The organism is Acuticoccus sp. (assembly GCF_965213555.1).
GTDB lineage: Bacteria > Pseudomonadota > Alphaproteobacteria > Rhizobiales > Amorphaceae > Acuticoccus.
On sequence record NZ_OZ243890.1, the window covers coordinates 681,930 to 704,572 of the forward strand.

The following is a 22,643-nucleotide window of genomic DNA, read 5'->3' on the forward strand; positions in this document are numbered from 1 at the left end:
GGTCATCGGAACTCAAAGATCCTGCGGAAGATGCCCGGCGCCACGGCCGACAGCGGGTTGACCAGGAGGCGCGGCCCGTCGAGCGGACCCGAAAGGCGGAACGTCACGCCGATCAGGCCGCCATCGTCGCCGCCGCCGAGGATCTCGCCGAACAGCGGCAGTCGGCCGAACAGGTTGTTGACTCCGTAGGCTGGGATCAGCGTACCGTTGACGCGCAGCTCGCCCGTGCCGAGGTCGACGGTGCCGTTGGCGGTGCCCCCGATCACCGGGCCGCGCAGGATCGCCTCGCGCACGGTCACGACGTCTCCCCGCTTGACGAACGCGATGTTGAGGAGGTCGAAGGTGAGCGCCGTCGAGGGGTTCGATCGCGCTTGGAAGGCGAGCGCCGACGTGTTCGGCCCGCTGCCCTCACGGCTCGCGATGCGCTGCGTGCGGGCGATGATGGCCTCCAGCGTCACCTCGTTGGCAAAGGCGAAGTCGGTGGCCGTCAGCGTGCCCTCCATCGTCCCGTCCGCCGAAAGCTTCGCCGCGACGTGCGTGCGGCCCCCTTGCATCCGCTCGTAGATCCCGAAGGCGGATAGCACGCGGCCGAGGTCGGCGATCTCCACCGCGAGGTCGCGCGAGCCGGCAGCCTCAGGCGCGAGGGTCGCCGCGAAGGCGCCGCCCGGCGTCCCGTCGAGGCGGCCGGAGGCGGAGAGCTCGGAGAGCGACCCGTCGGCGCGCACGGCCTGCAACTGGAGCTCGCGAACCGTCGCTGCCTCGCCGACGCGAACCCGCTCCGCCGTCGCGCGCAGCGCCACCGGAGGACCGTCGTCCCCCTCCCCACCGGACGGCTCGTTCGGGCCGCCCGTCATCGCGCGCACCAGGCGGCGGGCGTCGAAGGTGGTGGCGTCAAACCGCGCCTCGTAGCGCTCGCCGTCGCGGGTGATGGAGAGCTGCGCGCGGTCGCCATCGGACAGGGCGAAGCGGTCGAACACTGCCTCCTCGAAGGCGCCGTCGTCGACGCTGATGCGTCCGGCAAGCGAGATGCCCCCACCCTCCATCTTGAAATCTTCCACGTCGAGCGCGCGCGGCTCGTCCTCACCCTCCGCCGCGACGAGCCCCTCTGCGGACAGGGGTTCCCCCGCGGGCTTGCGGACCCCGGGCAGCTCCACGGCCGCCTCCGACAGGTCGGCGGAGAACGAGCGCGCCGGCCCGTCCGCCTCCACGGTGACGACCACGGGTCCCGTCAGGAAGCTCCCGGTATCGAACCCGTGCGCGCGGCGGTCCCGATCGGTGAGGACGAAGCGGGCGGCGCCGCTGCGGTCGCCTGAGAACACCTCGGAGTAGTTCACGTCGACCCTGAGGCCGTCGATGGTGGCAGTGCCGCGGGCGGCGAGGCGACGCGGGTTGATGAGGACCTCGAGGTCCGCATCGGCGAAGGCCTGCCCGCCGATCTCCTGCGTCGAGCCGGCGTCGGTGAGGACGGCGTCGATGGACCAGCGCCGCTCGTCCATGGTCACGCCGGCGCGCAGCGGCGTCCAAACGGCGAGGGTCGCACGCACGGTGCCCACGACGTCGTTGGGGTCGATGGGCGACTTCGCCAGGGCTGGCACATCGAGCGTCGCGGCGAGGGCGGCGACGGCGGACAGCGGCCCTTCCAAGGTTGCGCTGATGTTCGCCTCGGCGGGGTCGGCGCCGAGCGCCGGGATCGTCAACGCCCCCTCGCTGACGATGAGGTCGCCGTGTGCAGTGGTGACGCGCCCACCCGTGAGTTGCAACGACATCGTTTCGTCACGCAGGCGAAGGACCCCCACCGCCCGCGTCACCGCGATGGGGAGCTCGGGCGCGGTCAAGGTCGCGGCGAGGAAGTCGGCGTCCACCGACAGCCTGCCCTCCATCTCGGACTTGGTCAGCGGGTCCGGGTCGAGCTCGAGGGCGTCGAGCGCCATCTCCAGATCGCCGCCGCGCACGATCCCGCCGAGGACGGTGCGCGCGATCGCGTCGCGCGCCGGGTAGGCGATGGCCGGCGGCCAGGTGCCGAGCAGCGTATCGACGGTGGACGAGCCGATGCGCGCGGCGCCAGAGAGGGCGGGCCCCGAGGGCGACAGGTCGAACGTCATCGCCGCGTCGATCCTGCCGGTCGGCGCGACCGCACGGAGCCTGTCGAGGTGGACGAGCTGCCCGGGGAAATCGATCCGCCCGCCCGCGACGACCTCGCTCAGTGTCACCGGCGTCTTGTCGAGGTCGGCGGAGTGCAGCCGGGCGTGCGGCGCAGTGATGTCATAGACCCACGGTGCGTCGGGCGTCACGCCGGCGACGATGGTGCCTTCGACGACGACCGTCGAACCGCCGGCGCGGAAGGTCGACGGGAGCAACGCTAGCGTGCGACCGTCCCCACGGAGCTCGAACGCGAGGTCGCCGCCATCAAAGACCCGCGGCGGATCGGGACCGAACACCAGCGTGCCACCGCCGATCCCGACGGACAGCCGGGCCTCCGTCGGTCCGGCGCGCGGACGGACGGCGTCGAGTTCGGCGGAAATGGCGAAGCCGTGGACGACGGGACCTGCGGGTGCGAGGTCGATCGGGCTGAGCCCGGCTAGCTGCGCCTTGAGCTCGATGCCTGCGGGACCTTCCGCCCGCTCGACCCTCAGCGACACGGGGCCTTCGGCGCCGTCCATCCGCACCGAGGCGACGAGGCCTTCATGGGCGACCACCTCGGCTTCGATGCCGCGCCACGACGGTCCCCTGCCCTGTGCCGTCGTGAGGTCGATCCGTCCGCCGGTCACGTGTGCCCGCTCGACGCCGGCCGCCCCCAGCGCCGCGTGCACCCGCGCCAGCGCACCGTCGAGCGCCGCAAGCGCCTCGCTTGGCGCAGGCGGGACGACGGGATCGCCCGCGGGCGGCGCGAGGCGCAGCGCGACGTCCTCGGCGGTCACGGTGCGGCCAGACCAGCCCTGCCGCAGGACGACGCGACCGATGGTCGCCGCGTCGGTCCCGACGTCGTTCAGGACGAGCGCGACCCCGTCCAGCGAGACCCGCGCGGCGACGCGGTCGATGGACAGCTCGAGCCCGGTGCGATCCGCCGCCGCTCGCTCCACGAGGCCGGCGACCGGCAGGGCGATCGGCGCCATCGCGAGGCGTGCTGCAGCGACGGCCAGCAGACAAAGCACCGCGAGCGACATGATCTGACGACGCGGCAGGCGCCGCAGGGACTGCCTGACGGTCGAGGTCGTCGGTCGATCCATGGGACAAGAACCTCGTGGAGCGCGTCCTGTTGCGCACCTTTCTTCAGGATCGTTTGGTCGGTAACACTTGGGCGACCGACGGACGGAACGTGTGAGCCAAGCCATGACGACGATCGAGGAGGGCGCCACCGCGCCGGACTTCACGCTGCCCGGCGACAACGGATCCACCGTCGCGCTGTCGGGCTACCGGGGCAAGCCGGTGGTCGTCTACTTCTACCCCAAGGACAACACCTCCGGCTGCACCAAGCAGGCCATCGCGTTCAGCGAGCTGGCCGGTGCGTTCGACGCCGCGGGTGTCGCGCTGGTCGGCATCTCGCCGGATCCGGTCTCGAGCCACGACACCTTCAAGGCGAGGAACGGCCTCGGCTTCGCCCTGGCCTCCGACACATCCACGGACGTCGCGCAGGCCTACGGCGTGTGGGCGGAGAAGACGATGTACGGACGCAAGTACATGGGGATCGAGCGCTCCACGTTCCTCCTCGACAAGGATGGGACGGTCGCCAAGGTCTGGCGCAAGGTGAAGGTTCCTGGGCACGCGGACGCCGTGCTCCAGGCTGCACAGGCCCTCTGACCGCCGCACGCCTGCTGCCCCTCCTCGACCCGCAGAGGTCGGTCCGGCTCACCGGACGGGCACGGGCGGAGCCCCGTTAACCGGCTGATCTTGAAGGCGTACGACCCCCCCGGGCGTCGGCAGTCGCGTTCGTCATGCGCTGCGCTCGCAGCAGCCATGCACATGGGTCGCGTATGGTGCGGCGCGGTCGCCGCACCATCAATCATTTAAATGCACGAGCTCATAGCTATAGCTCTTCTTCATGGCTAGCGGCTGCACTACAACGCAGACAACATCCTAAACGTAATAATATTTGCTCCATGCGAAACGACTCGACGACAGCTCGTAGTAGTGTTAACCACGTTAAAGCTTGGTCGACTTCATAGTTCAGATCCAAAGATCTTCCTGAACAACAACGACCGGCATCCGTGATCCGCTGTGTCTCAACGGGAAGGTGAAATAGCTGTGGAGCAAGCTACATCATTCTACGATACGTTCAACACGATCGACTCAAAAATTTGGTATTACGCGCATCATACAATCAATGAAGCGTGGATCGATACTTCGTTCAGCCCCAGTTACATCAAGCAAGGTGACGGCGAAGTCACGCTCCGGCTGAGCGACGACGACCTCAACGGCAAGTCTTACACCGGCGGCGAGATCACGACGCGAAAGGCGTTCGGCTACGGGCGTTTCGAAGCTGAGCTGCGCGCTTCGGGCGAGAGCGGGGTCGATACCGGGTTCTTCCTGTACACAGGACCGGCGCACGGCACGATCTGGAACGAGATCGACTTCGAGTTCCTCGGCAAAGATACGACCAAAGTCTTGCTGAGCTGGCATTACGACGGCCAGAGCTCGAGCGAGTGGGTGGACCTTGGGTTCGACGCAGCGGACGGGTTCCACACTTACGCGATCGAGTGGCAGGACGACAGCATCCGCTGGTTCGCCGACGACCGGCTGCTCCTCGACGTGCTCGATCCGGGAACTCCGGTGCCGGACGTCAAGAGCAAGATCATCTTCAACGCGTGGGCCGGGTACCCGAGCCTGCTCGGTCCCGCATCCTTCGATGAGACGTCGGTGACGGTCCGCTCGGTCTCCTACGAGCCGTTGCCGGCCGAGCGCCCGGCCCCCGTCGTCGATCCGGTGAAGGGCAGCGCCGGCGAGCCTGCGCTGCGTTCATCGCTCATCGTCTCGCTGATCGACTCGCGCACCCAAGAAGTCATCGAGGTGATCGACGACGGCGACGTCATCGAACTCTCGGCGAAGCAGATGAAGGCGCTCAACATCATCGCCGCCGTCGCGGACACGAGCGTGCGCGAGCAAAGCATCACGCTCGAACTCTCCGGCCCAGTGTCCGGCAGCAAGGTGGAGAACTACGCCCCCTACGCGCTGTTCGGCGACGATCACGGTTGGTTTCGCTCCAAGGCGCTGAGCGCCGGGACATACGAGATCGACGCCGCAGCCTTCACCCAGTTGGACGGCCTCGGCACGCTGCTCGGCGCTGCGGACCTCACCTTCACGGTGAAGGAGGAGGGCGTGCCGCTGCCGAAGCAGCACGCGGGCGCCATCGAGGTCCTGCTCGTCGACGCGTCGACCGACACCGTCATCGCACGGGTCGAGGACGGCGCCACGCTGGAGGTCACCGCCGGGCAGATCGACGACCTCACCCTGGTCGCGCGGCCCACGGCAGGATCGAACGGCGCCGGTCGACCCGGAAGCATCAAGTTCGACCTGTCGGGCGCCACGACGTTGGCGAAGGTCGAGAGCGGAGCGCCTTACGCGCTGTATGGCGACAGCGGGGGCGACCTCACCGCCAAGGGTGGGCTTGCCGCTGGCAGCTACGCACTTACGACGACCGCGTTCACCGGCGCCCAGGCCGCCGGCCCGGTGCTCGACGCGGCCTCCTTCGCCTTCTCCATCGTGGTTGCAGGAGGCAGCAAGGTTCCTTCGGCGCCGCCGTCCGTCCCCAGCGGACTGAAGCTCTTCCTCATCGACACGAAGACGGACACGATCATCGAAGAGATCGACGGCGGCGACATCATCGACGTGAGCGTAGCGCAGACGAAGCGCCTCTCGATCCTCGCCGAGGTTGCCTCGGACGCCGACGACTTCGGGACGACCGAAAGCATCCGGTTCGACGTCAGCGGCGCGCTCAACAAGACCAAGATCGAGAGCTACACCCCATACGCCTTGTTCGGGGACGCCGGGGGCAACTACTTCGATGGCAGCATGGGGCTCGGCAAGTACTCGGTCACCGCCTCCGCGTTCAGCTCCGACGGCGCGGCGGGCACGCTGCTGGCGCAGGTGGACGTCGACTTCATCCTCGTGTGAAGCGACGCGCCGCAGCCGCCGAGCGGAATGGACTTCGGAGGGCCCGCTCGGCTGGAGGACGACGAAGGGGTGCTGTCGCGGCTCGGCGACGGCGCCAAGCCGGCGAACGGTCCGTCGTCATGGAGCGTGATGCTGCCGCGCGCAGGATCGCGTACCCTGAGCCTTCTGAAGGGTGCGAGGGGGCGGGCTCAGCCGCGATCGCGGTCGATGAACTTACAGAACCGGCTGACCTTCCCGGACTTCGTCTTCTCCTTGAAGAGGAAGGCGAGCTTCTTCTCCTCGAACGCCTCCAGGAACGCGCGCCAGTCCACCGATGCGAGACCGTCGTCCGGCGCCTGGAAGTCGATTCGCAGGACGCCGAGGTCGCCCGCCTGGGACGTGTCCGTCACGTGGCTCGGTCGTCCACCGCGAGCCTCGACCCACTCGCGGATGCGGGTGTGGTCGGTGGTCGTCATCGAGCCGTCGTCGCTGGAGGCAGCCTTGCGGCGGGCCGTGCCGGCGGCGGCGTCCGATCGCGCGCGCCGACCGGGCGCCTCCTCCTTGCGAGCCGACGCCTCCTCCGCCTCTGCGCGCTTGCCCTGGGCGGAACCGTGCCGACGTCCGTTGTGGGAACGCTTGGCCTGCGTCTGATCGCTCGCCTGCGCCGCGGCCTCCTGCTGCGCGCCGGCGTGGCGTCTTCGTCGTGCCGTCCCCACGCCCCCCGACGCGCCCGACGCGCGGTCGCGCTTCGCCATCTTCGCGGCCTTCGCGGAGGAGCCCTTCGCGGAGGAGCCCTTCGCGGAGGAGCCCTTCGTCGAAGCGTGATCCTTCTCGGACGAGCCGCCCTTCGCAGACGAAGCGCCCTTCGCCGAGGCGGTGCGCTCGGCGGACGAGCCGCCCTTCCCGGACGAAGCGTCCTTCGCCGAGGCGGTGCGCTCGGCGGACGAGCCGCCCTTCGCGGACGACGAGGCGCTCGTCTTGGAGGACGTCGTCCCGCTCGTGACGTGCTCGGCCCGGCCCTTGGCGCTCGCCCCCTTGCGTGAGGTGTTCGCCGGACGCTGCGTCCCCGACGCCCCCTCCTCAGCCGCGACGGGTGAGGCCCGGCGCCTTCCCGACCCTGCACCCGACGCCCGCGTCGTGGTTGCGCCGCTGGCGGACGCCGCCTTCCCCGGTGCGCGCCCCTTGCCAGCGACGCCGTCCACGTGCGGCGCGTTCGCCGCAGCGTCGACGAACCTGTTGAACCGGCTCAGCTTGCCGCCCCTCGTGCGGTCCTGGTGCAGGAACGCAGCTTGTGACCGGTCGAACACCTCGAAGAACTCGTCCCAGTCGACCTGGGCAAGCTTGTCGTCGGGCTCGCGGAAGTCGATGCGCAGGATCCCACCAGCCTTCTTGCCGCGCGTCCCCTTTGCGACGGTGGGACGCCCCCCTCGGGCCTCGACCCACTCGCGGATCGTCCCGTGGTCGCGCGTGGTCACCGCCTGCGCAGGGTCGCGGTCGCCCCCTCCGGACGGCTCCGCTTCGCTGCCGGCGGCTGACGATCGGCGCCCTGCCCCGCTCCGGCCACGCTCGGAGGAGCCCGTTGCGCCGCCCTTCGAGGGGGTCGATCTGCCCCGCTCGTCCGCCGCCGCGTGGTCCGGCTCGGCCGTCCTCGCCGCCTTCCTGCCACGCGGCTGCGGTTCGGATGCCGCCGAGCCCTCGGCCGTTGCCTGGGAGCCTGCCTTGGCCCCTTTGCGCGCCCGCTGTGGCCTGGCCGGCGCGACCTCCACGCCGTGCTCCTGCGCATCCACGAACTTGGCGAAGCGGCTCGTGTTGCCGGACTTCGTGTTCTCCTGGAGGAGGACTGCAAGCTTGTTGTCGTCGAGAACCTTGAAGAACTCGTCCCAGGACGTGTCGTCGAGCCCCTTCGACTTCCCCGCGAAGTCGAACCGCAGAAGGGCGCCGGGCCGCTTGTCGCCTGCAGTCGCCGACACCACTGCCGGGCGTCCGCCGCGCGCCTCCGCCCAGGCGCGAATCCGGTCGCGATCGCGAGTGAGTTCGGCATCGCTCATGACGCTACCCCTCCGCTAGAAGGTGGCCGGCGCGACGCGCCGCACCTTGCTCGTTAACAACAGGGTGCCTGATTCGTCGCCCATCGAACAGGCCGCACCTGACCCTACGCAGGCGGGCTTCCCCGGGGCTGTCCGGACCGCCGTCCGCGCGCGGCCCGTCGCAGCCGCACTCCAAGGTGAGCCGCGACGTCGCCGTCCGGCCAGCGGCGCCCGTCGTCGAGCAGGACGGAGGTGAGCCGGGCGACGTCCTCCTCCCATTCGCGTCGGCCGAACGCCGCCTTCCGGCGCGCCGCCACCGCGAGCTCGGCGGTTCGCTCCGCCGTCAGCTCGGGGAGCGCGGCGGGACGGGCGGGGTCATAAAGGATGCCGCTCGCGAGGTGTCCCACGACCTCGTTCGCCGTCGGCAGGTCCGGCGCGAGGACGACCTGCCCGCGGGCCATCGCCTCCAGGATCGGCAGCCCGATCCCCTCGCGGAGGCGCGGCGCGAAGACGAACTGCGGAGCCCCAGCCAGCTCGTCGTAGCGTGCACGATCCTCGAACCAGGTCGACGTGGTGAGCTCGACGCCCGCGACGCGGTTGCGCCCTGCGTAGCCCGCGGCAGGCCCGTCGGCGGCCACATCCGGCGCGGCGTGGACGTGCAGCCTTCCGATGCCGAGCGCGCGGCACTGGGCCAGGACGCTCGCAAGGTTCGGCACGTCGCGCGGACGGCGCTCCCAGAAGAAGGCCGACCATGATCCGCGGTCGAACGTGCGCTCGATCGGCGGCGCCGGCTCGGGCCAGTACTGGAAGGCGAAGGAGCGCTGGTCCAGCCGCTGCAGGCGCTCGTGCAGCGCGCGGCAGAACGTGACGAACCGGCAGCCGACGAACTGGCGCAGGTGATCGTCCGGCAGAGCGTGCACGCCGTCCTCCATGGGGACCAGCACCGCGTTGCGCAGGCGGTGCGGGATCAGCCGAGCTGCGACGTACTCCGTCTGGTAGAACACCCAGAGGTCGTAGCTCGCCTCGAAGTAGTGCGCGACGATGGGGTCGTCGGCGAGCCCGATGGCGTCCGGCGAGGAGACGAGCTCGGTGACGGTGCCGAGCCTGCGGAGGATGTCGAGGAAGAAGCCGCTCGATCGCGTCCGCCGATGGAAGGCGTGGCCGACGAAGGCGATCCTCACGGCAGGCGACCTGAGCCGAGCCTCACGACAGCTCCGTGGAGACGAGGGCGACGCCGAGGTTGCGCTCGTCGGCACCGACCCTGCTGCTCGCCGAAGGATGCAGCGTGATGCGGTTCGTGGCCCCGCCGGAACGCCAGGCCGACCCGACCAGCGGGACGACCACCGGGCAGACGTCCCCGCCGCCGGCGGCGTGCTCCCCGGCCCACTCGCCGTTGATCCTGACCGCCATCGTCTGCCCCGGCACCGCCGGGTTGGCCCGCACCTGCAGCGTCAGGTGCCGTGCCTGCGCCTCAGAGGCAAGCCAAAGCTCGGCGCAGGGCCCGCGCGTCCACACGTGGTGCGGCTCGGGCAGCCACCAGCCGCGCGACAGGTGGGTCGCGACCGCCTCGGGCGCGTCGGAGCTGAACATTCATGGGGACGCGCAGCGGCAGCGGCGCGGGGGCGCCGCCGCTCGCGAACGCGACGCCGGAGAGGACGAAGGCGACGATCTCCGCCCGGTCGGGGTGGCGCATCACCTCGCGCGGGACCGCCTCCAACAGCGTGCCCGGGCCGAGCGGCGGGTCGAACTCGACGACGAGATCGAACGGGCCTTGCGCGAGCGCGGCGTCGCCGAGCGACCGACCTCCGGCGGCGAGATCCAGGTGCTGCCCGGGCGCGTCGTTGCGACCGTGCAGGCGGACCTCGCGGGCGAGCGCGTGGGTCGGCGTGCGCAGCGTCAGGCCGGCGGCGCCGACCCAGGCCTCGGCCGGCGGCGCCGTCGCCCCAGGCTCGACGACGAGGCCCCCGACGACGCCGCCGGCGAGCGGCGAGGGCGTCCCCGCGAACGGCGACCCGTGCGGGTAGAACGCCGCGTCCACCGCTTTGGGACGCTCGCTGAAGGCGCGGTAGATGGCGTTCCACTCTAGGCGGCACAGCGCCGCGCGGTGATGGGACAGGCCTCCGGACGCGTAGATCGCGACGACCTCGTCCACGTACTGGCCGACGGCGCCGCCGTGGAGCGCGCGCAGGAGGAGGTCGTGGTCGGCCGCGAGGCGCCAGACCGTGTCGTAGCGCAGCGACCGCAGGAGCGCGGTGCGCGTCAACGTCGCCTGGTGTGCAGGAAAGCGCGCGATCCATCGTGGGCCGACGGCGCCGATCCTAAGCTCGCCGAGCAGCGTTCCAGGATCCATCGCGATGCGGAAGACCTCCACCGCGCCGTCGCGCCACACGTGGTTGCCCCAGACGACGTCCGCGTCGGGCCGTGTCCGGGCGAGGAGCTTGGAGAGCGACCGCTCGGTGTGGAACCTGTCCCCGGCATTCATGAAGAGCACGAACTCGCCCGAAGCGACCGAGGCGGCGTGGTTCATGGCGACGTAGATGCCGCCGTCCTCGACCACCTCCACGCGGTCGATGGCATCGCCATAGCGCGTCAGCACACCGGGCGTGTCGTCCCAGCTCGCCCCGTCCACCACGAGGAGCTCCAGGTCGTCGTGGTCCTGGGCAAGGACGCTCTCCAGCGTCAGCGGGAGGTCGTCAGCCGCATTGAGCGCCACCGTCGCCACGGTGACCTTCACCACGGCGAGACCGGCGGACCGACAGGGCGAAGCGCGCAGGATCGGTCGCACTTCAGCCGATGAGGAGGATGGGATGGCAGTTCGGACAACGTCGATCAGGCGAGCGCGGGGACTTCGTGCTCGCGGAACCAGACGTAGGTCGACGCGAGCCCCTCGCGCAGGCCGATCCGCGGTGCGAAGCCGAGCGCGGCGAGGCGCGAGGCGTCCATCAGCTTGCGCGGCGTGCCGTCCGGCTTGGTGGGGTCGAGCTCCAGCCGGCCGTGGAAGCCGACGACCTCCATCACGAGCTCGGCGAGTTCGCGGATCGTGACATCCTCGCCGGTGCCGATGTTGACGTGCTCCTCGCCGTCATAGTGCGTCGCAGCGTGCACGATGGCTGCAGCGCAGTCGTTGACGTGCATGAACTCACGGCGCGGCGTGCCCGAGCCCCAGACCACCATCTGTTGCGCCCCCGCCTCCTTCGCGGTGTGCGCCTTGCGGATCAGCGCAGGGATGACATGGCTCGTGGCGAGGTCGAAGTTGTCGCCGGGACCGTAGAGGTTGGTGGGCATCACCGCGATGTAGCGCGCGCCGTGCTGGCGCCTCAGCGCCTGACACATCTTGATGCCGGCGATCTTGGCCACCGCGTACCATTCGTTGGTGGGCTCGAGGGGGCCGGTGAGCAGCGCCTCCTCGCGGATCGGTTGCGGCGCGTGCTTGGGGTAGATGCAGGACGATCCGAGGTACACGAGCCGCTCGACGCCGGCGCGGAACGCACCGCGGATCAGCGCGACCTCGAGCTCGAGGTTGTCGAACAGGAAGTCGGCCGGTTGCGTGTCGTTGGCGAGGATGCCGCCGACCCTCGCCGCAGCGACGAAGACGACGTCCGGCCGGTGCGCCTGGAGCCACGCCCCGACGGCGCGCGCGTCGCGCAGGTCGAGCTCGTCCCGGGGCACGGTGAGAACCGCCTTGCACGGCTCCGACTCGAGCCGTTGCACGAGCGCTGCGCCGACCATGCCGCGGTGTCCCGCCACGAACACGCGCTTGCCCTCGAGTGAGTAGACCGTGCCCAAGTGATCCCCGCCGGATGCACGCCCAAGCCAGGAGCGCAGGTTGCGTTTCCAACGGGTTATGCCAGATGTTGGCCGCTCATGCGACCGCTGCCAGCTCGTGACGACGAGAGCAGGACGCAACCAGTGATGTGGCGGTGTGTGCGCCTGGTCGTGCGGCCCTGGTGGAGCCGAGGGGATTCGAACCCCTGACCTCTGCAGTGCGATTGCAGCGCTCTCCCAACTGAGCTACGGCCCCGTGCGCGCCGGTATGGGAGGGGGCGTCGGCAAAGTCAACTGCGCCAGCCGGCGCGTTCCGGCTCGGCGCCGGCTCCCCACGACCGCGGCCGGCGCCCATGCCATCGCGGACCGTTACGTCTGGAATGCTGCGTGATCGTCTACATCGAGATCCCCTTCGGGGCCGGACGCCTGGCGTTTCGAGCCTTCCGCGACGCGCTCGGGGAGGAGCGCGTCGGCTGGCTCGGCCAGACCGCGACGATGGCGGACCTTGCCGCTCCCGACGCACCGAGCCGCTACGCGGTGGTCGGCGGCAGGGCCGCGCTCGCCGACCTCGCAAGCCTCCCAGGGGCGCGCCTGTTCGCCACGATGGTCAGCGATCCGGTGTCGCGCACGACCGTGGCGTGGGCGGCATGGCGCCGGGACGCTCGCCATCCGCTCCACTGGCTGCCGCACACCTTCGACCTGCGCGAGGCGTTCGAGGGCGCGGTGGAGGAGGCGCAGCCCATCACCGGCGCGATGGCGAGCCACCTGCGGCCGCCTGGGGCGAGCGCGACCATCGACGGCATCGTCGCCGGACTGCGGGCAATGCCATTCCTCATCGGCTTCCCGGACCATCCGCAGGCGTTCGCGCGCATGCTGGAGCGCCGGCTCGACCTGCAGCGCAGCGCGCTCGACGTCGACGCCTTCCGCGAGAACGGCCGCGTGCCGAAGAATGCCGAGGTCGCCGCCGTCATCACCGCGGCGACGGTCCGCGACCGCGCGCTCCTCGCCCGGCTGCGCGAGGCGCGCGGCAGCGCGAAGGTGCTCGACCTGTCGCGCCGCCGCCTGGGGCTGTGGTAAGCCGAAGCGCTAGAGCAGCCTGGGTCTCCTCAGACCCAGATAAGATGCTCTAGCTCCTTGATTAAGAGCGGTCTTGTTGCGGTAAGGTGGTTCCGCGTAACCCCAAACCGCTCTAGCTCGCGTCGCCGCAGTTGGCGAGCCATGCGGCCTCGTCCCACACGGTGAGACCCAGCGCCTCGGCCTTGGCGAGCTTGGAGCCGGCGCCGGGCCCGGCCACGACGATGTCGGTCTTGCCGGAGATCGAGCCGACGACGCGCGCGCCCAGCATCTCCGCCCGCGCCTTCGCCTCGTCCCGCGTCATGGCCTCGAGCGAGCCGGTGAACACGACGGACTTGCCCGCGATGGGCGAGGCCACGCGACGGGCGACCTCGTCCTCGATGGTGAGTTCTGCCGCGAGCGCGTCCAGCGCCTCGACGTTGTGCGACTCGCCGAAGAACGCCTCCAGCGCGTCCGCGACCACCCCGCCGATGCCGTCGATGGCCTCGAGCTCGGCGCGCACGCCGTCCCCCTCGTGCACCGCCTCGTCCTCGTCGGCGGCGCCGTGCCGCGCCGCGGCGGCGGCCGCGAGCGCCGCCATCCCGTGCCTGAACTGCGCGTAGGAGCGGAAGTGGCGCGCGAGGGTTCGCGCGGAGATCTCGCCCACCCTACGGATCCCGAGCGCGTAGATCAGCCGGCGCAGCGCGATGGTGCGGCGGCCCTCGATGGCGGCGAACATGTTGTCGACGCTCACCTTCCCGTACCCCTCGCGGTCGATGAGCCGCTGGCCTGCGGGCGCCTCGGCGTCCCGGCGCGCGAGGGTGAAGATGTCGGCCGGGGTCGCGATCAGCCCGTCCGCGTGGAACGCCTCGATCTGCTTGGCGCCGAGCCCCTCGATGTCGAACGCGGCGCGGCTCACGAAGTGCTTTAGCCGCTCCACCTGCTGGGCGGGGCAGACCAGGCCGCCGGTGCACCGCCGCACGACGTCCGGCCGCCCGGTGCGCGGGTTCATCTCCGCGACCACCTGGCTGCCGCAGACCGGGCACTCTTCGGGGAAGGCGAAGGCCTCGGCGTCGGGGGGGCGGTGCTCGGTGAGGACGCGCACCAGCTGGGGGATGACGTCGCCGGCGCGCTGGATCTCCACGGTGTCGCCGACGCGCGCGTCGAGCCGGGCGACCTCGTCGGCGTTGTGCAGCGTCGCGTTGCGCACCACGACGCCGCCGATGGTGATGGGGGCAAGCCTTGCCACCGGGGTAAGGGAGCCGGTGCGGCCCACCTGGACCTCGATGGCGTCGAGCGTGGTGATCGCGCGTTCGGCGGGGAACTTGTGGGCGATGGCCCAGCGCGGCCGCCGCTCGCGCACCCCGAGCCGGCGCTGAAGCTCGAGGCTGTCCAGCTTGTAGACCATCCCGTCGATGTCGTAGGTGAGCCGTGAGCGCGCCTCCTCCACCGCAGCGTAGGCAGCCAGCATCTCCTCCAGCGAGCGGCACAGCCGCGTCAGCGGGTTCACCGGCAAGCCGTAGTCGGCGAGCGCCTCCAGCATGCCGTGCTGCGTGTCGGCGCGCACCGCGCTCGCCACCCCCCAGGCGTAGGCGAAGAACTCCAGCGGCCGCTCGGCGGTCTTGGCCGGATCCACCTGCCGCAGCGAGCCGGCGGCGGCGTTGCGCGGGTTGGCCACCGTGCGCTTGCCCTCCTTGGCGAGGCGCGCGTTGAGCGCGGCGAAGGCATCGTGCGTCATGAACACCTCGCCGCGCACCTCGAAGAGGTCTGGCGCGGACGCAGCGAGCCGCTGCGGGATCGCCGGCAGGTGGGCGACGTTGGCGGTGACGTTCTCCCCGGTGTGGCCGTCCCCCCGCGTTGCGGCCACGGCGAGGCGGCGGTCCTCGTAGCGCAGCGAGATCGACAGTCCGTCGATCTTGGGCTCCGCCGTGGTGACGAGCTCGCCCTCCTCCGGCAGCTTGAGGAAGCGGCGCACGCGGGCGATGAACTCGGCCACCTCCGCCGCCTCGAGCGCCTTGTTGAGGGACAGCATCTCGAGCTCGTGCTCGACCGGCGCGAACGCCCCCGACGGTGCTGCGCCGATGCCCGACGTGGTGCCGTCGACGAGCTCGGGATGGTCCGCCTCGATGGCGTCGAGCTCGCAGCGCAGCGCGTCGTACTGCGCATCCGAGATCGCCGGGTCGTCCTCCTGGAAGTAGCGCCCGTCGTGCTCGGCAATCTCCGCCGTGAGCGCCGCGTGTCGGGCGGCCGCGTCGAGCGGCTTCGGCACGGTCGTCTTAGTCGTCTCGGTCGTCTTGCGTCGCGGCACCGCTGCGATCCTCCTCGGGCGCCCAGTTAGCGCGGACCGGGCGTCGCGTCGCCCGATCGCGGGCCTCCCTCCGTTGGAACGGGGCACGGTCCGGTGCGCCCGCGGACGGCGACGGTCGGTCGCTCAACCGTTTGCGCCGTCCGCGCGTTCACCCTACCCCAAGGCTCTCAAGACGAGGACGCTGCATGTCCAACATCACGCTGCAAAGCGTGCTCCAACTGCGGCAGAACTACTGGTTCCTGCCGTCGATCCTCACCGCGGTCGCGCTCGTCCTCGGCTTCCTGCTGCCCTACGTCGACACTCTCCTGGGGGTCGAGTGGATGGCGGGCGTGCCGTTCGTGCGGCCCATGGGCGTCGACGGCGCCCGCGCGGTGCTGACCACCCTCGGCACCGCGATCCTCGGCGTGGCGGGCGTCGCGTTCTCCATCACCATCGTCGCGGTGTCGTTCGCGTCGGGCAACTACGGCCCGCGCCTCATCGGCAACTTCATGCGCGACCGCACGAACCAGGTCGTCCTTGCGATCTTCGTCGCCACCTTCGTCTACTGCGTGACCGTGCTCAGCACCGTGCACGCGCGCTACGAGGACCTGCCCGAGGCGCTCGCATCGTTCGTGCCGCAGGTCTCGGTGCTGTTTGCCGTATTCCTGGCGCTCGTCTCGGTGGGCGCGCTGATCGTCTACATCCACCACGTGCCCGAATCGATCAACATCATGAACCTCGTCTCAGGGATCGGCGGCAAGCTCGAGCGGTCGATCATCGTCATGTGCGACGAGGAGGAGGCGCGGCACGCCGAGCGCGGCGGCTCGGTCGACGTCGGCGCGTGGCCGTCGCCCGAGCCGACCGACAAGCTGGACGTGCGCGCGCCGGAGGGCGGCTACTTGCAACAGATCGACCTCAAAGCGCTCGATCGGCTCGCGCGCAAGCACGACCTCCACGTCTTCGTACGCACCGCGCCGGGCGACTTCGTCGCGCGAGGCGACGTCGTGGTCGCCATCAGCCCGACGGCGCGCGCCGAGGGTAAGCGCGAGAGCATCGAGCGGTACTTCACGCTTGGGTCGAGCCGCACGGAGGAGCAGGACATCGCGTTCCTGTCCGATCAGCTCGTCGAGGTCCTTGCCCGCGCGCTGTCGGCGGGGGTCAACGACCCGCACACCGCGATGCTGTGCCTCGACTGGCTGCGCGCCGGACTGTCGGCCTTCGCGACGCGTCGACCGGGACCGCCAACGTCGCACGAGAGGGTACACCACACGCGCGTGACGTTCGAGGGCCTCGTCGAGCGCACGTTCGGACGTATGCGGCAGTATATCTCCGGCGACCGCAACGTGACCCTCTACGCGATCACGGTGCTCGCCGACCTCGCCGCGGCGGCGAGCAGCGAGGAGCGCGCCGAGGTCGTCGCGGCGCAGATGCGCGCGCTCGCCCAGTCCGCCGAGGAGATGCTGACGGAGAGCGCGGCGCGCCAGGAGGTCGCGGACCACCTGCGCGAGGCGACGGATGCGATTTCGGCACGCCGCGCAGGGACGCGGACGCTGCCGACGCCGCAGGCCGCCTGATCCCTGAAAGATCGGCCGTCGGCCCGCCGCCCGCTAGGCGCGCTGGCGGCCGTCAGGCGAAGAACGTCGCGCCGCTCGGCCCGGCGCCGACCTCGAGCACGGTGACCTCGCCGTCCGGCGCCGCAATGAAGTGCGGCGTCCCGGCCGGTAAATCGCCATAATGCCAACAGGGGTATGCGACGAGCGCCCGTCGTCCCAGACGCAGCCCCCGTCGTCCCTCGTCCGTCGACGTCGAGCGTCAGCGGTGCCGGCACGCTGGTCGGTGCGTGCCAGTGTTCGACCCCTTGCTGAGTTGTTCTTGCGTGAATCGTCGGCGGGATCGAGGTAGGTGATGCCCCACGGGCCGACGCTTTGGAGCTGGATCGTCACCGCACCGTCGGCGAACGTGTAGTGCGGGTGCTCGACGGGCATGATGGCGAAGGCCCCAACGGGAAGCGCCGTCGCCGCATCGCGATCGACCGCTTCTCCCGAACCCATAAGGAACACACCATCGAGGACGGTCACGTGCTCGATGGCGGGATGCGTGTGCGGCGGGATCTGATAGTGCGCGGGAAACCGCAACCGCATCGTGAGCGGCCCAGGCTTGGCCGGGTCTCCTTCGGAGCGAAGCGCTCAGTGGAGCTCAGCACGCCGGCGGGCGCCACGAAGGACGCGGCAAGTTCGACGCGGACCGTGCCGCGGGGTCGCACTCTTGGTCACCGGCGCGGCGGCGGGGGGCCGCTGAGGCTCAGGCCTCGATGAGCCGGTCGGCGGCGGCGCGCGCCTCGTCCGTCACCGTGGCGCCGGCGAGCATGCGGGCGATCTCCTCGCGCCGCTCGAGTCCGGTGAGACCGCGCACGCTGGTGGCGGTCGTACCGCCGGCGACCGCCTTGGCGATCAACAGGTGATGGTCGGCGCGTGCTGCCACCTGCGGAGCGTGGGTTATGGACAGGACTTGCAGCCTGTCGGCGAGCCGCGCCATGCGCGCGCCGATGGCGTCCGACACCGCGCCGCCGACGCCGGTGTCGATCTCGTCGAAGATGAGGGTCGAGGCGGATCCGCGGTCGGCAAGGCATACCTTGAGCGCGAGGAGGAAGCGTGACAGCTCGCCGCCCGAGGCGACCTTCATGATCGGCCCGGCGGGCGAACCGGGGTTGGTCTGGACGTGGAAGGCGACGTCGTCGAGCCCCTCGGGTCCCGGCGCCGCGTCCTCACGGTGCACGCTGAAGCGCGCCTTCTCGAGCTTCAGCGGTCCGAGCTCGCGCGCGACCGCTGCCTCCAGCGCCTCGCCCGCCGCGCCTCGCCGCTCCGACAGGTGCACCGCGGCGCCGCGGTAGGCCTGCTCGGCGGCCGCGACCGCCTGGGACATCGTCGCCGAGCGCGCCTCGCCGGCGTCGAGGTCGGCGAGGTCGTCCGCCATGCGCGTGGCAAGGTCCGCCAGCTCGTCCACGGGGACCTTGTGCTTGCGGGCGGTGGCGCGCAGCGCGAACAGCCGCTCCTCGAGCCCCTCCATCTGGTGGGGATCGAAGTCGAGCGCGCGCTGCGCCTCATGGATGGTGCCGCGCGCCGCCTCGAGCGCGTCGAGGGCGGCGCCGAGCGCGTCCATCACCGGCGTCAGCGCATCCTCCGCCCCGCCGCCCTTGCGCTCCAGCTTGCGCAGGACGCCCGCGAGGGCGGGGATCGGCGAGCGGTGGCCCTCCAGGCTGGATGCTGCCTCCTCGAGGTCGCCGGCGACCTTCTGCGCCGCTGCCATCTCCTGCCGACGGGCGGCGAGCCGCTCCTCCTCTCCCAGCTCGGGGTCGAGCCTGGCGAGCTCCTCGGTGGCGGCGCGCAGGTAGTCCGCCTCCTCCCGAGCTGCAGCGAGTTCGGCCTCGTGCTCGGCGAGCTTGTGCTCGGCGTCCTTCAGGGCACGCCACAGCGCGCCGACGTGGTCTGCCTCGCCGACGAGGCCACCGTAGGCGTCGATGAGGCGGCGGTGCGCACTGCCCGACATCAACGCGCGATCACCGTGCTGGCCGTGCACCTCGACCAGCGCTGCGCCGACCTGGCGCATGAGGCCGACGCTCACCGGCTGATCGTTGACGAACGCTCGTCCGCGCCCGTCGGCGCCCAGCGTGCGGCGCAGGATCAACGCGTCCTCCGCGTCGAGCCCAGCCTCGCGCACGATCGCGATGGCAGGATGGTTCGGCGGCGCTGCGAACGTCGCGCTGACCGACCCCGCGTCGGCGCCGGAGCGCACCAGCCTGCCGTCCGCCTTCCCGCCAAGGGCGAGGGATAGGGCGTCGAGGAGGATCGACTTGCCCGCCCCGGTCTCGCCGGTGAGCGCGGTGAAGCCGCCCGAAAGGTCGAGGTCGAGCGCCTCGATCAGAACGATGTCGCGGACGACGAGCCGTGACAGCACCGGACCCCCACGCGCGCTGACGTGGACCGCCGCGCCGGGCGGATCGGTCAGAGCAGCTTGAACCCTGCGAACGCCCGGCTGATCCAGCTCGACTTGGTCTCGCTCGGTGCAAATCCGCCGGACTCGAGGAGCGTGTGGGCGTCCCTGTACCACCGACTATCGGGGAAGTTGTGGCCAAGCACCGCCGCGGCGGTCTGCGCCTCCTCGGTCAGCCCGAGCGTGTAGTACGACTCGGTCAGCCGGAACAGCGCCTCTTCCACGTGCCGCGTGCGCTGGTACTTCTCGACGACGACGCGGAAGCGGTTGATCGCGGCGAGGTTCTCGTCGCGCTCGAGGTAGTATCGGCCGACCTCCATCTCCTTGCCGGCGATCTGGTCCTGCGCCACCGCCAGCTTGCGCCGTGCCTCGTCGACGTACTCCGACTCGGGGTACTTCTCGATCAGCTCCTCGAAGGCGGCCATCGCCTTCTGCGTGCCGTCCTGGTCGCGGGTGACGTCCGGGATCTGCTTGTAGTACGAGCTCGCAATGATGTATTGCGCGTACGCCGCGTCGGGGTCGCGCGGATGCAGGGTGATGAAGCGCTTCGCGGCGTTCACCGCCTCGGGGTACTGGCCGCGCGAGTAGTTCGCGAACGCCATCATGACCTTGGACCTGCGCCCGAAGTCGGTGTGCGGGTGGAGGCGGTCGACCTCCTCGAACTTCACCATCGCAGTACGGTAGTCGCCGGCGTCCATGAGGACGAGGCCCTCGTTGTAGAGCTTGTCCGCGGGCTCCTCCTCGAACTCGATCTCCGTCACCCGGCTGACCGAGCACCCGGCCAGCGCGACGAGGACGAGGGCGAGCGCCATCGACCGTGCGAGAGACACAAGCATCGCCTTACCCCAACACTGTTCCACGGGTCCTACCAACCCCGCCGCCGCCCCGCTAGCGCCGCGCGCCCGTCGGCTCCCGCGACGCCCGCTCGTCGCGCAGGCTGTCTCAATTTGGCAACAATTGAAAGTTTTCGCGCGACGCGAACAGGCGACGCAGCAACGCGTAGTTCAGCCGATGCCCAGCCTTGTGGCTGCGGTAGAGCCCCAGGATGGGCCGCTCCGCCAACGCCATGTCGCCGATGGCGTCGAGCAGCTTGTGGCGGGCGAACTCGTCCGCCATCCGCAGCCCCTCCGGGTTGACGACGCGCGAGCCGTCGACGGCGACCGCGTTGGCCAGCGAGGCGCCGCGACCGTAGCCGCGGCGGCGCATGGCATCGATGTCCTTGACCCGACCAAAGGTGCGCGCGGGGGCGACCTCGCTCGCGTAGTCACCGCGGTCGAGGTCGAAGGTGACCCGCTGCAGGCCGATGGCGGCGTCCTCGAAGTCGATGGCGACGTCGAAGCATCGTCCCGTTGATGGGATCAGCGCGGCGAACGCGCCCTTTGCCGCCACCGAGACGGCGCGCAGGACCTTCACGACGGGCGCCGCCCCTGTCGGCTCCGCCACCTCGGCGAGCGCCGTGCGGAACGGCGCCGCGCTGCCATCGAGGATCGGCACCTCGGGACCGTCGACCCTGATGACCGCGTCCGTGATGCCGAGCGCGGCGAGCGCGCTCATGAGATGCTCGACGGTGCGCACCTCGACCCCGTCCGCCGCCAGGACCGTGGCGAGCCGCGTCACCACGACGTTGCGCCAGCTTGCTCGCACGGCCCCCGCGCCGTCGCTGCGTGCGAACACGATGCCGTCCGCGCCGGGGCCCACGACGCAGGAAGCGTCGGCGCCGGTGTGGACGCCGACGCCGGTGAAGGCGACCTCACGCGAGAGGTGCCGCCGGATCGGCCCGTCCGTCAGTTCGCCTGGCGGCGTAGGAACGCTGGGATCTCCAGATGGTCGTCGTCGATGGACCGCTGCGCCGGACGGGCGCGCGAGGCGGGCTCCTCCTCGCGGCGTGGCCTGCGCGGGGGCTGACCGTCGACGCGCTGGCGGGCGCGACGGGGCCGCAAGGCGTCATCCTCGTCCGCCTCGCGCGCCACCATGTCGGGAGAGGGAAGGCGCGGCACGTCCTCGCGCGCCGCCCTCGCCTGGGCCACCGCGCGGCGGCGTGAGACGCGCGGCTCCACCGGGGCGTACTCCTCCTCCTCCTCGTCCTCGCGACGGGAAAGGCCGGAGGCGATGCGGCGCAGGAGCCCCATGGGCCGGCGCTCGTCCCCCTCGTAGGCCGCGTAGTCGCGCGGCTCCGCCGCCGGGACGCGCCCCCGTGCGGCGCGTTCCGGCGCGATGTCGAGGTCGCGCTCGTCCTCCTCGTCGGGGACGTCCGCGTCGTCGTAGGGCTCGCCGTCGTCGTGGGCGTCGAGGTCGGCCTCGAAGTCCTCGAGCCCCGCCGCCACCGCGGCGATGGCCGCCTCGTTGGGGTCGGGCGCCTCCGCCGGCGCGACCCCTTGGGTGGCACCGGCGGGGACCGCGTTGCCGCGGATGTCAGTCGGCGCAGCGACCTCCAAGGATTCCTCGTCGATGCCCGTCGCCACCACCGACACGCGGATCACGCCGTCGAGGCTGTCGTCGAACGTCGCACCGAAGATGATGTTGGCGTCGTCGTCGACCTCCTCCCGGATGCGGGTCGTCGCCTCGTCCACCTCGAAGAGGGTGAGGTCCTTGCCGCCCACCACGGACACGAGGAGGCCGCGCGCGCCCTTCATGGAGGTCTCGTCGAGGAGCGGGTTGGAGATCGCCGCCTCCGCCGCCTGCAGCGCGCGGTTGTCGCCGGACGCCTCGCCGGTGCCCATCATCGCCTTGCCCATGTTGCGCATGACCGAGCGCACGTCGGCGAAGTCGAGGTTGATGAGCCCCTCCTTCACCATGAGGTCGGTGATGCAGGCGACGCCCGAGTACAGCACCTGATCGGCCATGGCGAAGGCGTCGGCGAAGGTCGTCTGCGCGTTGGCGATGCGGAACAGGTTCTGGTTCGGGATGACGATGAGGGTGTCGACGTGCTGGGCGAGCTCGTCGATGCCGTTGTCCGCGAGCTTGGCGCGCCGCGCGCCCTCGAACTGGAAGGGGCGGGTGACGACCCCGACGGTGAGGATGCCCTGGTCGCGCGCGACGCGGGCGACGACGGGCGCCGCGCCGGTGCCGGTGCCGCCGCCCATGCCGGCGGTGATGAACACCATGTGCGAGCCGGACAGGTGGTCGGCGATCTCGTCGATGACCTCCTCGGCCGCCGCGCGCCCGACGTCCGGCTGGGAGCCGGCGCCGAGGCCCTCGGTCACCGCGATGCCCATCTGGATGACGCGCTCGGACTTCGACAGGTTGAGCGACTGCGCGTCGGTGTTGGCCACCACGAAGTCGCAGCCCTCGAGGCCGGCCTCGATCATGTTGTTGACCGCGTTGCACCCTGCCCCGCCGACGCCGAACACCATGATGCGCGGCTTGAGCTCAGTGAGGTCGGGCGTCTTGAGGTTGGTGGACGACATTGTTGTCTCCCGTTCTCGTCCCATGCC

Annotated in this window: 15 protein-coding genes and 1 tRNA gene; 4 read left to right on the top strand and 12 right to left on the bottom strand. The window is 70.8% G+C overall.

The genetic code is table 11. The annotated features are described in order from the left end of the window. Positions 1 to 2: 2 nt before the first annotated feature. Positions 3 to 3,356, bottom strand: a complete 3,354-nt coding sequence (locus tag ACOOE8_RS03500; RefSeq protein ID WP_420393484.1) for an AsmA-like C-terminal region-containing protein — start codon at positions 3,354 to 3,356, stop codon at positions 3 to 5. On the opposite strand from ACOOE8_RS03500, the gene bcp reads away from it, so the two are divergent. Together bcp and ACOOE8_RS03510 are read left to right on the top strand one after the other, a co-directional pair. Beyond that, positions 3,331 to 3,798, top strand: coding sequence for a thioredoxin-dependent thiol peroxidase (gene bcp / locus ACOOE8_RS03505; protein ID WP_420393485.1), 468 nt, complete (start codon positions 3,331 to 3,333; stop codon positions 3,796 to 3,798). The genes ACOOE8_RS03500 and bcp overlap by 26 nt on opposite strands. A gap of 444 nt (positions 3,799 to 4,242) precedes the next feature. Continuing rightward, a complete protein-coding gene (locus ACOOE8_RS03510) occupies positions 4,243 to 6,108 on the top strand; it encodes a family 16 glycosylhydrolase (RefSeq protein ID WP_420393486.1) in 1,866 nt (621 codons plus the stop codon). A gap of 188 nt (positions 6,109 to 6,296) precedes the next feature. On the opposite strand, the gene ACOOE8_RS03515 is transcribed toward ACOOE8_RS03510, so the two are convergent. The 6 genes from ACOOE8_RS03515 to ACOOE8_RS03540 all read right to left on the bottom strand — a co-directional run bounded on the left by ACOOE8_RS03515 (position 6,297) and on the right by ACOOE8_RS03540 (position 12,135). Beyond that, a complete protein-coding gene (locus tag ACOOE8_RS03515) occupies positions 6,297 to 8,135 on the bottom strand; it encodes a hypothetical protein (RefSeq protein WP_420393487.1) in 1,839 nt (612 codons plus the stop codon). Positions 8,136 to 8,239: 104 nt separating this feature from the next. Next, positions 8,240 to 9,295, bottom strand: coding sequence for a glycosyltransferase (locus ACOOE8_RS03520; protein WP_420393488.1), 1,056 nt, complete (start codon positions 9,293 to 9,295; stop codon positions 8,240 to 8,242). A 22-nt stretch (positions 9,296 to 9,317) separates the two neighbouring features. Further along, positions 9,318 to 9,557, bottom strand: a complete 240-nt coding sequence (locus ACOOE8_RS03525) for a hypothetical protein (protein ID WP_420393489.1) — start codon at positions 9,555 to 9,557, stop codon at positions 9,318 to 9,320. Positions 9,558 to 9,585: 28 nt separating this feature from the next. Next, the gene (locus ACOOE8_RS03530) at positions 9,586 to 10,851 is read right to left on the bottom strand and encodes a glycosyltransferase (protein ID WP_420393490.1); all 1,266 of its coding nucleotides are present in this window, start codon (positions 10,849 to 10,851) and stop codon (positions 9,586 to 9,588) included. Positions 10,852 to 10,943: 92 nt separating this feature from the next. Then, positions 10,944 to 11,843 (bottom strand): GDP-L-fucose synthase family protein, encoded by a 900-nt coding sequence (locus tag ACOOE8_RS03535; protein ID WP_420394617.1) that lies wholly within the window; start codon positions 11,841 to 11,843, stop codon positions 10,944 to 10,946. 216 nt (positions 11,844 to 12,059) lie between these two features. Continuing rightward, positions 12,060 to 12,135, bottom strand: a tRNA-Ala gene (locus ACOOE8_RS03540). A gap of 131 nt (positions 12,136 to 12,266) precedes the next feature. Here ACOOE8_RS03540 and ACOOE8_RS03545 point away from each other — a divergent pair. After that, positions 12,267 to 12,956, top strand: a complete 690-nt coding sequence (locus tag ACOOE8_RS03545; RefSeq protein ID WP_420393491.1) for a hypothetical protein — start codon at positions 12,267 to 12,269, stop codon at positions 12,954 to 12,956. A 112-nt stretch (positions 12,957 to 13,068) separates the two neighbouring features. On the opposite strand, the gene ligA is transcribed toward ACOOE8_RS03545, so the two are convergent. Continuing rightward, the gene (gene ligA, locus ACOOE8_RS03550) at positions 13,069 to 15,240 is read right to left on the bottom strand and encodes an NAD-dependent DNA ligase LigA (protein ID WP_420393492.1); all 2,172 of its coding nucleotides are present in this window, start codon (positions 15,238 to 15,240) and stop codon (positions 13,069 to 13,071) included. A gap of 185 nt (positions 15,241 to 15,425) precedes the next feature. Here ligA and ACOOE8_RS03555 point away from each other — a divergent pair, with 185 nt between their 5' ends. Further along, positions 15,426 to 16,793, top strand: a complete 1,368-nt coding sequence (locus ACOOE8_RS03555; RefSeq protein ID WP_420393493.1) for a DUF2254 domain-containing protein — start codon at positions 15,426 to 15,428, stop codon at positions 16,791 to 16,793. A gap of 727 nt (positions 16,794 to 17,520) precedes the next feature. Here ACOOE8_RS03555 and recN read toward each other — a convergent pair. The 4 genes from recN to ftsZ form a co-directional block, all read right to left on the bottom strand. Further along, positions 17,521 to 19,173, bottom strand: a complete 1,653-nt coding sequence (gene recN, locus ACOOE8_RS03560; RefSeq protein ID WP_420393494.1) for a DNA repair protein RecN — start codon at positions 19,171 to 19,173, stop codon at positions 17,521 to 17,523. Between the two features lie 47 nt (positions 19,174 to 19,220). Next, positions 19,221 to 20,045, bottom strand: a complete 825-nt coding sequence (locus ACOOE8_RS03565; RefSeq protein WP_420393495.1) for an outer membrane protein assembly factor BamD — start codon at positions 20,043 to 20,045, stop codon at positions 19,221 to 19,223. 106 nt (positions 20,046 to 20,151) lie between these two features. After that, a complete protein-coding gene (gene lpxC / locus ACOOE8_RS03570; RefSeq protein ID WP_420394618.1) occupies positions 20,152 to 20,997 on the bottom strand; it encodes a UDP-3-O-acyl-N-acetylglucosamine deacetylase in 846 nt (281 codons plus the stop codon). Further along, positions 20,994 to 22,616, bottom strand: a complete 1,623-nt coding sequence (gene ftsZ / locus ACOOE8_RS03575) for a cell division protein FtsZ (protein ID WP_420393496.1) — start codon at positions 22,614 to 22,616, stop codon at positions 20,994 to 20,996. The genes lpxC and ftsZ overlap by 4 nt, the downstream gene beginning before the upstream one ends. Positions 22,617 to 22,643 lie beyond the last annotated feature (27 nt).